At 69.3% G+C, this 15,323-nt stretch carries 12 protein-coding genes; 5 read left to right on the top strand and 7 right to left on the bottom strand.

The features are described 5' to 3' along the window. Positions 1–4 precede the first annotated feature (4 nt). The 5 genes from RBB84_RS22785 to RBB84_RS22805 all read right to left on the bottom strand — a co-directional run bounded on the left by RBB84_RS22785 (position 5) and on the right by RBB84_RS22805 (position 4,359). Positions 5–1,459 (bottom strand): aldehyde dehydrogenase family protein, encoded by a 1,455-nt coding sequence (locus tag RBB84_RS22785; RefSeq protein ID WP_064256685.1) that lies wholly within the window; start codon positions 1,457–1,459, stop codon positions 5–7. Then, positions 1,456–2,682: an FAD-dependent oxidoreductase gene (locus RBB84_RS22790; protein WP_064256727.1), complete on the bottom strand. Its 1,227-nt coding sequence runs from the start codon at positions 2,680–2,682 to the stop codon at positions 1,456–1,458. Before RBB84_RS22790 ends, RBB84_RS22785 begins: the two co-directional genes overlap by 4 nt. After that, positions 2,679–3,065, bottom strand: coding sequence for a Rieske 2Fe-2S domain-containing protein (locus tag RBB84_RS22795; protein ID WP_050993526.1), 387 nt, complete (start codon positions 3,063–3,065; stop codon positions 2,679–2,681). Before RBB84_RS22795 ends, RBB84_RS22790 begins: the two co-directional genes overlap by 4 nt. An 84-nt stretch (positions 3,066–3,149) precedes the next feature. Continuing rightward, entirely contained in the window at positions 3,150–3,869 is a 720-nt protein-coding gene (locus tag RBB84_RS22800) for an iron-containing redox enzyme family protein (RefSeq protein WP_006552489.1), read from the bottom strand. A 40-nt stretch (positions 3,870–3,909) separates the two neighbouring features. Then, on the bottom strand, positions 3,910–4,359 hold the full coding sequence (locus tag RBB84_RS22805; protein WP_006552488.1) for a heme-binding protein: 450 nt from the start codon (positions 4,357–4,359) through the stop codon (positions 3,910–3,912). 328 nt (positions 4,360–4,687) lie between these two features. Between RBB84_RS22805 and RBB84_RS22810 the strand changes: the two genes are divergently transcribed. Then, positions 4,688–6,340, top strand: coding sequence for a helix-turn-helix domain-containing protein (locus RBB84_RS22810; protein WP_064256686.1), 1,653 nt, complete (start codon positions 4,688–4,690; stop codon positions 6,338–6,340). Here RBB84_RS22810 and RBB84_RS22815 read toward each other — a convergent pair. Further along, positions 6,327–7,799, bottom strand: a complete 1,473-nt coding sequence (locus tag RBB84_RS22815) for an MFS transporter (RefSeq protein ID WP_082921067.1) — start codon at positions 7,797–7,799, stop codon at positions 6,327–6,329. The genes RBB84_RS22810 and RBB84_RS22815 overlap by 14 nt on opposite strands. 327 nt (positions 7,800–8,126) lie before the next feature. Between RBB84_RS22815 and RBB84_RS22820 the strand changes: the two genes are divergently transcribed. Continuing rightward, positions 8,127–9,713 carry a hypothetical protein gene (locus tag RBB84_RS22820; protein WP_024102770.1) on the top strand — a complete coding sequence of 529 codons (1,587 nt, stop codon included), beginning with the start codon at positions 8,127–8,129 and terminating at the stop codon, positions 9,711–9,713. A gap of 40 nt (positions 9,714–9,753) precedes the next feature. Here the strand turns inward: RBB84_RS22820 and RBB84_RS22825 are convergent, their stop codons facing one another. Next, complete coding sequence (locus RBB84_RS22825; protein ID WP_064256687.1) at positions 9,754–11,352, bottom strand: FUSC family protein; 1,599 nt, start codon at positions 11,350–11,352, stop codon at positions 9,754–9,756. Between the two features lie 624 nt (positions 11,353–11,976). Here RBB84_RS22825 and RBB84_RS22830 point away from each other — a divergent pair. The 3 genes from RBB84_RS22830 to RBB84_RS22840 all read left to right on the top strand — a co-directional run bounded on the left by RBB84_RS22830 (position 11,977) and on the right by RBB84_RS22840 (position 15,321). Next, positions 11,977–12,672: a hypothetical protein gene (locus RBB84_RS22830; protein ID WP_019290270.1), complete on the top strand. Its 696-nt coding sequence runs from the start codon at positions 11,977–11,979 to the stop codon at positions 12,670–12,672. A gap of 70 nt (positions 12,673–12,742) precedes the next feature. After that, positions 12,743–14,674: a histidine kinase gene (locus tag RBB84_RS22835; protein WP_064256688.1), complete on the top strand. Its 1,932-nt coding sequence runs from the start codon at positions 12,743–12,745 to the stop codon at positions 14,672–14,674. After that, entirely contained in the window at positions 14,671–15,321 is a 651-nt protein-coding gene (locus RBB84_RS22840; RefSeq protein ID WP_024102773.1) for a response regulator transcription factor, read from the top strand. The genes RBB84_RS22835 and RBB84_RS22840 overlap by 4 nt, the downstream gene beginning before the upstream one ends. Positions 15,322–15,323: the final 2 nt, after the last annotated feature.

Here is a 15,323-nt window from a genome sequence, read left to right on the forward strand (position 1 = left end):
CCGGTCAGGCGTCGGGGGAGAGGTAGACGGTCTTCTCGGTCTGGTAGAACTGCATGAGCGTGGGGCCGGCCTGTTCCTTGAAGGTCTGCGTGCTCGACTGCTTGTAACCGCCGAACGGTGCGTTCATGGCCATTCCCGTGGTGGGCTGGTTGACCTTCACGAGCCCGGTCCGCGACCCTGCGATGAATCGTTGTGCGGCGGACAGGCTCCGGGTGACGACGGAGGCGCTGAGTCCGAAGGCGGTGTCGTTCGCCAGGGCGAGGGCCTCGTCGAAGGAGCCGGCGCGCTGGAAGGCCAGGACCGGGCCGAAGATCTCGTCGGTAAGCAGGCGCATGCCCGGTGCGGTGTCCGCGAAGACCGTGGGCCGCACGAAGAATCCGTCTCGCAGCGCATCGTCCTCGCATCGCACGCCGCCGCACACCAGCCGTGCGCCTTCGTCCGTGCCGATGGTGACGTACTCGAGGAACTTGTCGAGCTGACCGCGACTCGCGAGCGGGCCGACGTCGACGGCGGCACCCGAACCCGGTCCCACCCGCAGTGCGCGAGTGCGTTCGGCGACCTTCTCGAGCAGCTCGTCGTGGATCGCGTCGACGGCAACGACACGGCTGGTGCCGGTGCACGCCTGGCCCGACAACCCGAAGGCGCCCTTGACGATCAGTGCGGCCGCCGCGTCGAGATCGGCGTCGTCCAGGACGACGACGGGGTTCTTGCCGCCCATCTCCAGCTGTACGCGCCGGTCGGGGCCGACGCTGCGGTGGATGGCACGTCCGACCTCGGTGGACCCGGTGAAGGTCACCGCGGCGATCCGCTCGTCGCCGGACACCGCCGCACCGGCCTTGCCGTCGCCCTGGACGAGTGCGATCGCACCGGCCGGCAGACCACCGGCGAGCAGGGCCTCGACGAGTCGCTGTCCCATCAGCGGGGTGATCTCGGACGGCTTGAACAGCACCGTGTTGCCGGCGGCGAGCGCAGGCCCGAGCTTGCGGGAGGGGATGTTGAGCGGGAAGTTCCACGGCGTGATCGCACCGACGATCCCGATCGGTTCGCGCACGGTGTAGACGGTCGTGGAGCCCGGCCCCGGGAAGGTCGCACCGGTGGCGCGTAGTGCCTCACCTGCGTAGAAGCGCAGGTTCATGGGGGTGCGGCTCACCTCCATCGACGCCTCGGCGCGGGTCTTGCCCTCCTCGCGGATCAGTTCGTCGACGAGTTCGGCCGAGCGTGCGGCGAGATGGTCGGCGGCTGCCTCGAGGATCGCGGCGCGACGCTCGGGCGGGGTGGCGGCCCATTCGGGTGCGGCCTTGTCGAGGGCGTCGACGGCGTTGCGGACGTCGATGGCGTCGGAGTCCGGGAAGGTGCCGATCAGATCGGTCTCGTCGGAGGGGTTGCGGCGTTCGAAGACCGCGCCGGAGGCGGCCGGTACCCAGTTGCCGTCGATGTGGTTCAGTCCGGTGATCGTCATGCGGGCTCGACCTCCTCGTACATCTCCCACAGATCGGTGTCCTCGTCGGCGAGCAGCGCTGCGTCGACCCTGCGGCCGATGAGTTCGCGGGCCGCCATGATGTCCTCGCCGCGGTCCATCGCGAAGGCGGCGGTCAGAACGTCGCCGACGAGGTAGAAGACCGAGAACTCTCCGCTGTCGGTGTCACCGCGGACGACGAGTTCGGTTGTTCCGGAAGTCGATCCGGCGAACTGGATGTTGGAGTCGTACTGATCGGACCAGAACCAGTGCGGGTCGTCGGAGAGCGACTGCCGCCCGACGATCGTGTCGGCGACCACCGCCGCCTGGCGGTTCGCGTTGTCGAAGTGTTCGACGCGCACGTGCCGGCCTTCGCGCGGGGAGAACCGCTTCGCGACATCGCCTGCCGCGTAGATGTTCTCGACCGAGGTGCGCCCGGTGGCGTCGACCACGATCCCGCCGTCGACGGCGAGTCCGCTGGCCGCCGCGATGTCGGTGTTGGGGACGATGCCGATGCCGACGACCACGGCGTCGGCCTCGACGATCCCGCCGGTGGTGGTCTCGATCCGCACACCGCGGTCGGAGGTGGTCACCGAGGCGACGCCCGTGCCGGTGCGCAGGTCGACACCGTTGCGGCGGTGCAGATCGACGCAGTGCCGGCCGACCTGCTCGCCGAGGATGCCTCCGAGCAGGTGTTCGGCCTGTTCGAGGACCGTCACCGTCACGCCGAGAGATCGGGCGGTCGCGGCGATCTCGAGTCCGATGAAGCCGCCGCCGACGATCGCGAGACTCGAACCCGGGGTCAGGCGGGCTGCGAGGGCGGTCGCGTCGTCGAGGGTGCGCAGGTAGTGGACGAGATCGGGCCGGGATCCGGTGGTGGCGAGGGTGCGGGGGCGTCCGCCCGTGGCGAGGACGATCGCGTCGGCGGCGATCTCGCCGCCGTCGAACTCGACGGTGCGGGTCGCGGTGTCGACGCGCTGTACCGAGACGCCCGTTCGGATGTCGATGTCGTTGGCGTCGAGCCATTTCCGGGTCAGCAGTGCGAGGGAGTCGACCCCTTCGCGACCGGCGAGGAATTCCTTCGACAGGGGCGGACGCTGGTAGGGGGCGTGCTGCTCGTCGCCGAGCAGCACGATGCGTCCGTCGAAGCCGCGGCGGCGCAGGGTGCGTGCGGCGACGGCGGCGACCTGGCCGGCGCCCACTGTGACTACGGTGCGAACGGTCATGCCGTGCACTCCTTTCCGGATGCGGCCGGTGCCGGACGCGGGGTGGGGTCGACGAGGACGGTCTCGTCGCGCACGAGGACGGGATAGACCGGCTGGCAGAGGTCCTGGTCCTCTTCGTATCCGGTCTCGAGGTCGAAGCGCCACTGGTGGCCGGGGCAGATGACCCGGCCGTGGAGGAGCGTGCCCTTCACGAGCGAACGGTCCTGGTGGATGCACAGGTCGGCGAAGGCGTAGATGCGGTCGTTCGCATGGAACAGTGCGATCGCGAGGCCGTCGACCTCCACGCGGAGTTTGCGGCGGCGGGTCACCTCTTTCACCGTGGCGACGGCGACCCAGGTCGGGGACTCCGCGGCGGTGTCGGTGCCGGCGGTCCCGCTGCCCATGATTTCGGTGGACATGCTTCTCCTTCGCTCGTGTGCGAGAACGGGAGCGGAAGCCGCGAGCGACTTCCGCTCCCGCGCATCGGATCAGGCGGACGCCAGCTCCAGATCGGGGGCGACGTACGTGTCGTACAGGCCCTTCGTGTACGAGAAACGCATCTCCGCTCCCCAGCGGACGAGCTGCAGGCAGCGCTGCTGCAGCTGCGGGGTGTCGGCGCAGTCCAGGACGATCTGGTAGCCGCGCTCACCGTGCACGACGTCCGAGGTGATGTGCAGGTCGAAGAACTCGATTTCGTCCTCGGTGAAGCCGTACACCTCGCGGAGCGGGACGATCTGCTTCTTGTAGATGCTCGGCACCTGGGATTCGAGGCCCACGACCAGGGCCGCGGTGGCGACGACGAAGTGTTCGCGCTGGGACACCGCGTAGCACCAGGCCTGCAGTCCGCGGGTGACCGCGTTCATGTTGTTCGGATCCTCGACGCGCTCCTTGGTGGTGCCGCACGCCTCGGCGAACTTGATGAGCAGGTCGGTGTGCCGGATGTCGGCCAGCTCCTCCTCGTACATGTTCTGGAGGGTGAAGTCCTTGGCGTCGGTGAAGTGATCGGGGGTGTTGGAGTAGATGTTCGCCAGGTAGTCGGCGAAGGGGCCGACGTAGTGGTAGTGGTTCTCGGCCCACCGGGCGAAGTGGTGCTTCTCGAGCTTGCCCTCGGCCCACGCCTTGCTGAACGATGCGTTCTTCGCCTCGCGTCCCTTGATGGCGTCTTCGAGTGCGGCGCGGAATTCGTCGCGTCCGAGCAGTTCGGTCATGATGATGCCTTTCGATGAGGAGGTCGTGCGGGGGATACGATCAGGCGTTGATCGCGGAGGTCAGGGCTTCGAATTCGGCGATCATGGCGGCGCCGACCGCCTTGTCCTGCTCGCCGTTGCCGCCGCTGATGCCGACGGCGCCGACGATCTGTCCGTCGTAGACGAGGGGGAAGCCGCCGACGAAGATCGCGAACTTCCCGGGGAGCATGTGGCTGATGCCGAACGCTTCGTTGCCGGGGAGGGCGGGTCCGTTGGGACCCTCGTTGAACAGGTGGGTGGCGCGCTCGTGGCCGGCGGCGGTGAACGCCTTCGCCATGGCGATCTCGACGCCGGTGAGGCGGGCGCCGGGAAGCCGGTGCAGAGCAATGACGTTCGCGCTCTCGTCGCAGACACAGAGGGTCTGCTTCACGCCGATCTCCTCGGCCTTCGCGCGGCCGGCGGCCAGCAGGGGGAGTGCGTCGTCGAGGGTGATGCGGTGGATTCGATGCATTGGTCTCCACTTTCGAAGTCGGGTCGGAGAGTCGGACGATTCCTGGTCCGCGTCGGGATCCGTGTGCGTCCCGCCGATGCCGCGTCGCTGAAGTGTCGGCGGGTGCCGGAGCGGTGGAGCGGTGTGTCCGGCGTGGCTCATTTCTAACAGGGCTGCGCGCCGATGGGGACGGTCAGGATCACCGTTGTTTTCGGGATTCGGTGTACACAGTGCACATGTGTCTGGGACGCATGACTCTGGTAACTGGTGTAGAAAGTGCACACCGCCACGGTGTCGACGGGTCCACCCCCTCACGGCCCGCCGATGCTCCCGATGGAAGCAGGTCCCCATGGAATCGAGCCCGCGTCTGACAATCCGAGGACTGCTCGACGAACCGCTCATGGAGGGCGCCCGGGTCGTGGATCGGGAGGCCGATCTCGACCGGGCGCTCACCTGGGTGCTGCCGTTCGGCGAGGTCGTCGGCCGATTCGACGATCTCACCGGTGTCGCCGTGTACATGCGGCCGGAGGCGCTCGCCGACAGTGCGCACGCCCTGTCCGCACTCGCGGCCCGCGATGCGGCGGCGCTGGTCGTCGACGGCGCGGTGCCCGCCGGAATGTCCTGGCCGGCGGGGTTGGTGGTGATCGAACTCGACCTGCCCGTCGGATTCGCGGCACTCAACCGGTTGCTCGCCGAGCGGTCGCTGATGCAGGAAGTGCACGTCATGCGCTATTCCGCGCACGTGCACTCGACGCTCGCCGGTCTCCTGCACCGCGGAGCGGGACTGAACCTGCTCGTCAAGGAGGTCTCGGCGCTCGCGCAGCATCCGGCGATCGCACTCGACGCGCGCGGTCAGGCCGTCGCCTTCCACGGCGTGGATGCCGCTCGGGCGGAAGAGATCTCGGAGATCCTGCACAAGCAGTTGTCGACGGTGACGGCCGCGGATCGTCACGCGCACCACGACACCCGCGTGCTGGAGGAGGTCGTCGGAGGCGCACCCTGGACGTGCACGGCGAGCACCATCCGGCTCGGCAAACGGTTCGAGGGCTGGGTGGTGGTGCTCGCCTCGGGCGCGTCTCCCGGCCCGCACGAGCTGGCCCAGCACGCGGTCGTCACCGAACAGGCGACGGCGATCATCGGGTCGGAGATGCTGCGGCAACGCAGCGTCGACGAGGCCGAGGAGCGGGCCCGCGGTGATTTCGTGCAGGCGCTGGTGCACGGCAGTTTCACCAGCCAGCACGACATGCAGGCCCGCGCCGAGTACCACGACATCGATCTCACCTCGTCGTTCGCGGTCTTCGTCGCGCCCGGTTACGGGGAGAACCCGGCCGGTCCGGGTGGCGACGAATCCGGTGGACTGTTGCGGTTGGCCCGGTACGCGGCCAGCGTCCTGCCTCATCCGTCGGTGCGTTCGTATGTCACGGTGATCGGCGACGTCCTGGTGGTGGTGCGGTCGCTCCGCTACCGCGACCCGCGCGACGTCGAACTCGAGATCGCCGAATACGCCGACGCGGTGTCGCAGGACCTGTCCCGCCGGCGCGTGCGCCCGGTGCCCGTCGCCCACGGCGCTCCGGCCGTCGGCGCGGACCAGATCCGGGAGAGCTACCGGCAGGCCCGCGTGGCGCTCGGCATCGGGCAGCGGCTCGGCATGTCGGGTTCGGTGGCCTACCGCGACCTGCGGGGTTACGGTGTGCTCGAGCTGGTCGCCGAGACCGATCGCAGCCGCAGGTTCGTCGGCGACGTGTTCGGGACGCTCAAGCCCGGCACCGACCTGTACGACACCCTGTTGGCCTATCTCGCGGCCGGCGGGAATGTCAACGCGGCGGCGCGGGAGCTGTCGGTGCACCGCAACACGATGCTGTCGAAGCTGGACCGGATCTCCCGCGCGATGGGGATGGACGTCCGGCTGCCGGAGAACCAGTTCACGGCCTGGCTCGCCGTCCGCCTCGAGCTCCTCGACCGGCTGCGCACCTCGGTCGAGAACGAGATCAACTACCGCTGAGAGCGGTCGACTCGGAGCCGGTCGGTGCGTGATCCTCGGGGTCGGCCCCCAGGAACGACGCGGCGAACCCCGCGCACACGACCACGGCGCACACCGTGAAGAGCGGTCCCACCGGCCACGAACCGAGCGCGACGGTCACCCACGCCGCCCCGACGGCCGAGCCGCCGAAACGGATCAGGTTGAACACTCCCAGCCCCGTCCCGCGCTCGCCCGCCGGAGAACGCGTCGAGCCGGCGGCCGCGGGGGTCTGCACGGCGGCGATGCCGGCGCCGGTGATCGCGAGGACGGTCGCGACGAGCCACAGGCGCGGTTCGTCCGCCGAGAGGACGACGGCGAGCGCGCTCTGGCCGACGAGGAGCACCACCAGTCCCGCCCGCAGTATCCGGCGTGCGCCGACGCGGTCGACGGTGCGGCCGACGACCGGTGCGAGGACCGCCATGACCGCGGGCAGCGCGAACAGGATCGCCCCGGCCGTGGCCGTCGACGCACCCGTCTCGTGCAACCGCAGCGGCACCGCCAGCAGAGCCGCGCCCAGACAGAACATCTGCGCGAAGGCGGCGGCTGCGCTCCGCGCGAACCTGCTCTCGACCAGCAGTCGGACGTCGACGAACGGTACGTCCGTGCGCAGGCAGTGCACGACGAAACCGACCAGTACGACGATCGAGACGGCCAGGGCGATCCCCGCGACGGACGTGGGAACACCCGCTTGTCCGAACATGCTCAGTCCCAGCACGACTCCGGCGGAGCCGAGCGTCAGTGCGATCGAACCGGGCACGTCGAGGGTCATCCTGCGGCCGGGGAAGATCGGGATCCACCGCAGCGTTCCGGCCAGTCCGATCAGTGCAATCGGGATCATCGGGACGAATACCCATCGCCAACCCCAATGTCCCGCAACGAAACCGCCGAGGGTGGGGCCGACGGCCTGGCCGAGTCCGTTCACAGTGGCCCACGCGCTCACCGCGCGTGCGCGTCTGTGCGCGCCGAACAACCACGCGATCAATCCCATGACCGCAGGCGCGAATGCGGCCGCCGCGACTCCGCCGAGGGCGCGCCAGACCACGAGGATCTCGAGGGTCGGCGCCGTCGCCGCTCCGGCAGCACAGATCGCGGTGCCGAGCAGGGCGCCGCAGTAGACGCGACGGCGACCGTATCGGTCGCCGATGTACCCTGCAAGGGGCATTGCCGCAGCAAAAGTGAGAAGGAAGCCGACGGCCAGTAGTGCGCCGTCTTCGAGGCTTGCGTCGAAGTCGGAAAGTATCTGTGGCAGTGGGACATTGATGATGTTGTTGCTCAGTGTCCCGACGAGGGTTCCGGCGAGCAGGGCGGACAGGGCCAGGGGAGTGCCCGTATCCGTCTCGGCTGCCGGCGCTGCCGGTGTATCGGTGCGAGTGGTCATCGAACTCTCCGGAACCTCGGGGAACTGCGCGGCACGGTTCGTACCGTCGAACCACTTTCGCACTGCGCTACCGTCGGATGCATCGCCATCGCGGAGTGAAGGTGCACATCGGATCCGGGGGAACCGGTGCAGGGTGCACATTCGACGACGTCGTGAGGGCGGCGCGGGGCGCGCGACACATGTTCGTAGCAATATTTCACATCCGAGCGCTCCGTCGTCACGAAATCGCAAAAGTGGAACACAGTGCACAGCTAGCGTGGCGGGCACTGTGCACCGTTCTCGTTGACCGAGCACGGGCCGTAGCGGAAAGTTCCCCCAATACATCGAGTTCCCATTCACCGTCCACGAACACAGCCCGACTCGTTCCACCCCCCTGTCGAAGGAATCGCCTTGGACGTACAACTCACCGCCGCCCACTGGGTCTACCTGGCCGGCATCCTCGTCATCCTGGCCACCATGGCCCTGCGGAAGAACATCGTCGTTCCTGCAGTCGTCGCAACCTTCCTGACCGCACTGACGTTCTCCGGCAGCATCGTCACGGGACTGTCGGCCATCTTCAACGCGAGCCTCGTCGCGGCGAAGGAACTGTTCAACATCTTCCTCATCATCGCGATGGTCACGGCCATGCTCGGCGCGCTGCGCCAGCTCGGCGCCGACCGGATGATGGTCGCGCCGTTCCGGCGGGTCATGCGTGCGGGCACCAGCAGCTTCCTCGTCCTCGCCGCGGTCACCTACGTGATCTCCCTGTTCTTCTGGCCCACCCCGGCCGTGCCCCTCGTCGGCGCGGTGCTCATCCCCGTCGCGATCCGCGCGGGCATGTCCCCGCTGTCGGTGGGCATGGTCATCGCGATCTGCGGTCAGGGCATGGCGCTGTCCTCGGACTACATCATCAAGGTGGCGCCCGGTATCTCCGCATCGGCGGCCGGCGTCGAGGCCGACGCCGTCGCGGACAAGGCCATGGTCCTGTCCCTGATCGTCGGCGGCACGGCTCTGCTCATCACCTACCTCGTGCAGAAGCGGCACTGGCGTGCGCCGTCACCCGACCTCCTCGTCGAGTGGGAGGCCGAAGCGGATCGCGGCATCGGCGAGACCCGTGGCGACGACTCCTCGGGCGGCGGGGGCGGCTCCCGTCCTCCGCGTCGGCCGGAACCCGCCGGCGGCCCCAGCGGCGGTGGCGGAGAGCAGGCGGCGACGGCCACGGCGGTGCTCGTGGCACCGTCCGACCCGATCGCCGACCCCGACCCCGACGCCGAGGCGGAGAAGGAGCGCCGCGGTACCGCGAAAGCGTTCGCGATGCTCGTGCCGCTCGCCTACCTCGCGTTCATCGTCTACCTGATGCTGGGCAAGTTCACCGAGGTCGTGCCGCCGCTGCAGGGTGGTGACGCCGCCGCGATCGTGGGTGGGATCGCAGCGCTGATCCTGTTCGCCGCCGCAGCGTCGACCGACCGCGGAGGTTTCCTCGAGACCACCTCGGATCACCTCGTCGACGGCCTGGTCTTCGCCTTCAAGGCCATGGGCTGCGTCCTCCCGATCGCCGGTTTCTTCTTCATCGGCAATCCGGAGTTCGCGGGACCGATCCTCGGCATCTCCGCAGACGCCGCAGGCCCGGCGATCCTGTTCGACCTGGTGACCACGGTGCAGGCGCACCTTCCGCAGAACGCCTTCATCACGTCCTTCGGCATCCTGCTCATCGGCCTCGTCGCCGGACTCGACGGATCCGGATTCAGCGGACTGCCCCTCACCGGTGCGCTGTCGGGTGCCCTCGGCCCTGCCGTCGATGTCGACCCCTCGACGCTCGCGGCGATCGGTCAGATGGGCAACATCTGGTCCGGTGGCGGCGTCATCATCGCGTGGTCCTCGCTGGTTGCGGTGGCCGGTTTCGCCCGGGTGCCCGTGCTCGATCTCGCCCGCAAGTGTTTCCTGCCGGTGATGGCGGGACTGATCCTCTCGACCGTCTTCGCAGTCCTGGTGTTCTGACGAGGGCGCGTGTTCCGACGGAAGCGACCGGGTCCCTGCTTCAGGGGCCCGGTCGTTCCGGCAGGGTCAGGATCCGGTAGCCGAGTTCGTGGAGACGGCGATGCTCGGTCCAGCGTTCCCGGGTCCACGCCGGCTCGGTGTGCGCGGCGATGACGGCCGCGGTGGTGGAGGCGTGCAGGTCGAACTTGAGGTCGCGGCGCAGTTCGGGCAGCTCGCGCGCGTCCGTCGACGCGGCGATCCTCGTGACGGCGTCGCGGACGCGGCCGTCGGCGAAGTCGAGGACGCGACGGTGGGCCCGGGGAAGTACGCCCCACAGCACCGCGAGCGCGACGAGGACGCCGACAACGGTCTCGAGGAAGCGGTCGCGCGCGACCGTCACCAGATCGCCGGGGGCACCCAACCCGCCGAGGACGACGACGAGCGGGGTGATGAAGACCATCGCCAGGCCGTAGTTCCGCACCAGGAACATTTCCGTGCCGGCCATCACCGCGGCCAGCACCACGACGAGGGCGACACCACCGGGATGGAAAGGCGTCAGGCAGGCCACCAGGACGAGTCCGAGCACGGTGCCGAGGAAGCGGTGCGCCGCCCGGTAGGAGCCGAGGATCCGATCCGGTCCCTGATGCAGGATCATCGCGGCCGTGATGACCGCCCAGTCGGGACGTCCGACGCCCAGCGCGATGGCGATCGTCCCGGCGAGAGGTCCCGCGACGAGCAGGCGCACCGCGATCGTCGCCGACCGGCTGCGCAGGTGCGCGGCGCGCGCGAGGCGGTACCGCACGGAGGGGCGTCGCAGCGGGGTCCGCAGTCGCAGATCGTCCTCGGGAACTGCCTCGTCCCGCGGACGCTCGTCCAGTGTCTCCGCGCATCGGAGGTGCGCCGCGCGCAGCGTCTGCTCCAGCGGATGCCCCGAATCGATGAGTCCGGCGTCGTGCAGGCACTGCCAGGCCGCGTGCAGATCGTGGACCGCGGCGCGGCGATTGCCGGGTGAGTTCTCCTCGAAGACCGCGTCGACGGCAGCGACCGCCGCGGCCACGGCGGTGCGTTCCGGGGTTCGCGGCCGGAACGGGGCACCGGACATGGAGGCCACGACGGCCGTTCCGGCGCCGATCGCGGTCCACGCCGAGACCGTCGGGACGGACACTCCCAGCGCGGGGAGAGCGGATGCGATCTCGAGGGACAGCAACATCAGGAAGGCGCCGGGCGCACCCATCCGCAGGGCGTCGACGACGAAGGCGCACACCGCGACGGTCGCGGTCATCGCCGCGACGACCACCAGGTACCACCACGCCGACCCGCCCGCGGCCAGTTCGTGGTGGACGACCGAACCTGCTAGGGCGCCGATCGTCGCCAGTGTCACGAGCACCGTCCCGATGACGGCGACCGCTCGGGCACGGACGCGATAGGGGCGTTGCTCGCCGTAGACGACGGCGAAAGCGCCGAGTGTGGCGATGGCGGAGACGGCGCCGAATCCGAGAGCGACGCCCACGAGACCGGGCACCGCGACCGTGGCGGCTGCGCGCGCGGCGCCGGGCCACCGGCGTCCCTGCCGGGGAACCGACAGCATCGCCGTCCGCAACGGGGCGGGGGTGGGCAGCGGAAGGTCGACGACCCGATGATCTCCGCTCGCTTCCGCCACGTCGTACCACCCTAGGAACCGACGGGGCACTGCTTACCGCCGGCAGGCGCGCATGAGGCGCAGGTCACTGGGCTGATCCGCCGCATTTCCCCACGGAATATCCGACCCGGAATTCCGCGGCGTGCGAATTGCGAACGTATCGAATTCGCCGGTGGAAAATGCGTCGACTCGCATATTTCTCGTAAATAGGATAGAAGAGGGGAGCGCCTGTTTCGAAGTCGGGAGAAATTCACCCGGCCCCGTGAAAGGACATTCCATGGCACTCAATGTTGTGTTGTTGTTACTGGTACTGGCTGCGGCCTTCGCGTCCGTCGCCGCTCTTCATTCGGCGGACGAGCGCCGCACCCGAAATCCCTGAGTGAATTCGGGGCGACGCGGATCCGGCAGCCCACGGAAATATCCGCGTCGGCATCCTCGGTCGTGGGGGAGGTTGTGTGCGTTTCCGTCGGGAGAATCGCACACAACCTCCCCTCGGTTGTGGTAGGTGCACGACGTCTGCCCGACGAGGGACGCCGGCGGCGATCCCGGAAGATCGGGACAGTCGTCCCTTCCACCCGGGACACCGGGCACCGGATCGTTCCTTCCACGACGCGCAGGGCGTCGCACCGATCCGAAGGGACCTTCATGAACACTCTCGGCACCGAGACCGAACCCCTCGCGCCGATCGCTCCCGATCGTCGTGGCCCCGGTTCGCTCTGGGCGTGGACGGGTGCGGTCGCCGGCCTCGCCGGCGTCGTGGGCATCCAGGCGAGCATGGCGATGAGCGCGGCATACAACGAGCGCACCGCCGGCAACGCGGTGGCGATCATGACCGAGTTCGCCGGGCAGCGCACGCCCATGCTCGTCATGCACCTGACGCTGATGGTGTCGACGACGCTGCTGCTCGTCTTCGCCGCCGGACTGCAGCGCCGACTGCGCGCAGGCACTCCGGAATTCAGCCTCGTGCCGACGGTCGCGGCATTCGGTCTCGTGCTCACCTCGGTCGCGACCCTCATGGGCACCGGACTCGACACCGAGTTGCTGTTCGGCCTCGGCAACACCGATCAGATGGTGCCCGAGGTGGCGGTCTTCGCCTCGCATTGGATGGGCACCATCCCATGGCTGTGGGTCGGTGCCGGTGTCAGCGGCGTCGCGGTCGCGGTCGCGGTCCTGCATCACCGCGCGGCGCCCCGCTGGATCGGTTGGGCGAGCATCGTTCTCGGTGGCCTGACACTGCTCCTCGGCATCTCCCCACTGCAGTACATGGCCGGCTTCACCGGCCCGGTGTGGGTGCTGGTGGCCGGAGTCGGCTTCGCCCTCGCGGACCGGCGTGCACGTTAGTGCCACTGCGAGCGGCCCAGCGGCGTATACCTGCCGCATCAAGGACACAGTGGTGCATACTCACCGCACCATGAAGGACACAGTCACGACGAACGGATCGGCGGGTACCGGGGCTCCGGTACCCGCCGCCGTCGTGGCCGTCGCCTCCTGGCTGCTCGCCGTTGCGGCCGTCGTCGTGTTCGTCGCGGCACGACCCGCGCTCGATTCCGACCAGCTGTTCTTCCTCGTCGACGTCGTCGGAGCCGCCGTCTACGGGACGGTCGCCGGGGTGATCCTCGCCCGCCGGGTCCACGCCGTGCCGATCCTGCTGGCCGTCGCGTCGATCGGCGTCGGTGTGGCAGCGATGTCCTACAGCTGGACCCAGCTTGCCCTCGTCCGCCCCGAACTGCCCGTCGGATTCCTCGGTCCGCTGCAGAACACCACCTGGATCCCCGGGACACTCGCGTTGTTCCTGGTGGTGCCGTGGCTCGTCCGCGACCGTCCGGCCGATCCCGTGGTGCGGGCCGGGATCGGCGTCGGCGTCCTGACGATCGCCTGGTTCTTCTGGGCGCGCACCTTCACCGACATCGCCGACATCTGGTTCGTCGGACCCGTTGTGGCCGTGGGTTTCCTGACCTCCGGGCACGTCGAGTGGCGTCGCCGTCACGCCTCGGCGGGCGAACGATCCGGGACGGGATGGCTCGCGCTCGGCAGTGCCCTGATGACGGCCTCGTACATCCCGTTGGCGGTCCCGGACGTGCCGTGGATGCTCACACCGCTGATCCACCTCGCGACGCAGGCCTTCTATCCCGTCGCGATCCTCGCCGTCGTGCTGCGCCAACGACTCTGGGGCATCGACCTCGCGGTGGGTCGCGCCGCGCTCGCCGGCAGTCTCACCGCCGTGCTCGTCACCTGCTATCTCGCGGTGACGGTCGCGGTGTCGCTGGTGCTCCCGAACGAATCGGTCTTCGCCCAGGCGGTCGCCGCCACCGCCGTCGCCCTGGCCGTGCAGCCGGTGCGGATGTGGCTCGGCCGGAAGGTGCACCGCCTCGTCTACGGCGACGGCGTCGACCCGGCACGCGCCGTCCGGATCCTCGGGCGGCACTTCGCCGGTGCCGATTCGCCCGACCTGCTGTTGGGCGAACTCGCCGCCGGAATCGGTACCGCACTGCGTCTCGAATCGGTCGAGGTGCGCCGCGGCGGCGACGTGATCGCACGCTGGGGGACCGCGACCGGACCCGTCGAGGAGGTTCCGGTCGGTAACGGCGACGCCACCCTCGCCGTCACCGCACCTCCGGGCGAATCGCTCGGGGCACGCAGCCGGCGGGCGCTCACCGAACTCGCGACCGTCGTCGACGCCGGGCTCGTCGTCCTGCGGTCGGCGGAGGACCTCGAAGACGCACGTCGCCGCCTCACCGAGGTGAGACTCGAGGAACGCCGCACCATCCGCCGCGAACTGCACGACGGTCTCGGCCCGTCGCTCGCCGGGGTGCGGCTCGGCCTGCAGGGCGCACGCAATCTCGTCACCACCGACCCGGACGCCGCGGCCGGACTCGTCGACGAACTGCTCCGCGAACTCGATCGGCAGGTCGACGGTGTCCGCGAGCTCTCGCGCAGTCTGCTGCCCCCGGTTCTCGACGAACTCGGCCTCACCGCCGCTCTCGACGAACTCGTGATCACCCACGCCCGCGCGGGATTCCGCGTCGACCTGCGGTCCGACCTCCCCGCCGGGATGTCCGGGCCGATCGCGTGGGCCGCCTACGGCATCGCCTCCGAGGCGATCATCAACGCGCGACGGCATTCCGGTGCCGACGAATGCACGGTGCGGGTCGCGGCGGAGGGCGACGTGCTGGCCCTCGACATCGTCGACGACGGACGAGGACTCGCGACCGACGCACGAGTCGGTGTGGGGACGCAGAGCATGCGGGAACGGGCCCGGGAGGTCGGCGGAACGGTGGCCATCGAACCCGGCGACCCGCGCGGTGTCGTGGTGCGGGCGCGGCTACCCTGGTCCGAATCATGAGCGACAACGGAGCGATACGCGTTGCGGTCGTCGACGACCATCCCGTCTTCCGCCTCGGTATGGCGGCACTGCTGGGCACCCTCGACGGGATCGACGTCGTGTGCCAGGCGAGTTCGGTGGGGGAGGCGCTCGAGGTCGTGACCGGCGATGTCGACGTCGTGCTCATGGACATCGAACTCGGCGACGGATCGGGGATCGACGCGACCCGCAGCATCCTCCGGAAGTCGCCGGGCACCCGCATCCTGATGGTCACGATGCACGAGGACGAGGACATCCTCGTCGCCTCCATCCGTGCCGGTGCCTCGGGTTATCTCGTCAAGGGGGCCGATCCGTCGGGGGTCGAACGGGCGATCCGGGCCGTGGCCGACGGTGAGATGATCGTCGGTGCGGCGGTCGCGGCGAAAGCCCTTGCGGCGGTCGCGACCTCCCGCAACACGTCGGCGGTCTTCCCGGATCTGACCGAACGGGAGCGGGAGATCCTCGACCTCGTGGCCCGCGGACTCGACAACGCCGCGATCTCCCGCCGACTCGTGCTCAGCCAGAAGACGGTGCGCAACCACGTGTCCAATATCCTCGGCAAGATCGGTGCAGCCGACCGGGCGAGCGCGATCGTCCGTGCGCGGGAAGCAGGCCTGGGCGTCGACTGACC

Origin of the sequence: Rhodococcus sp. D-6 (genome assembly GCF_040256695.1) — a bacterium.
Taxonomy (GTDB): Bacteria; Actinomycetota; Actinomycetes; order Mycobacteriales; family Mycobacteriaceae; genus Rhodococcus; species Rhodococcus pyridinivorans.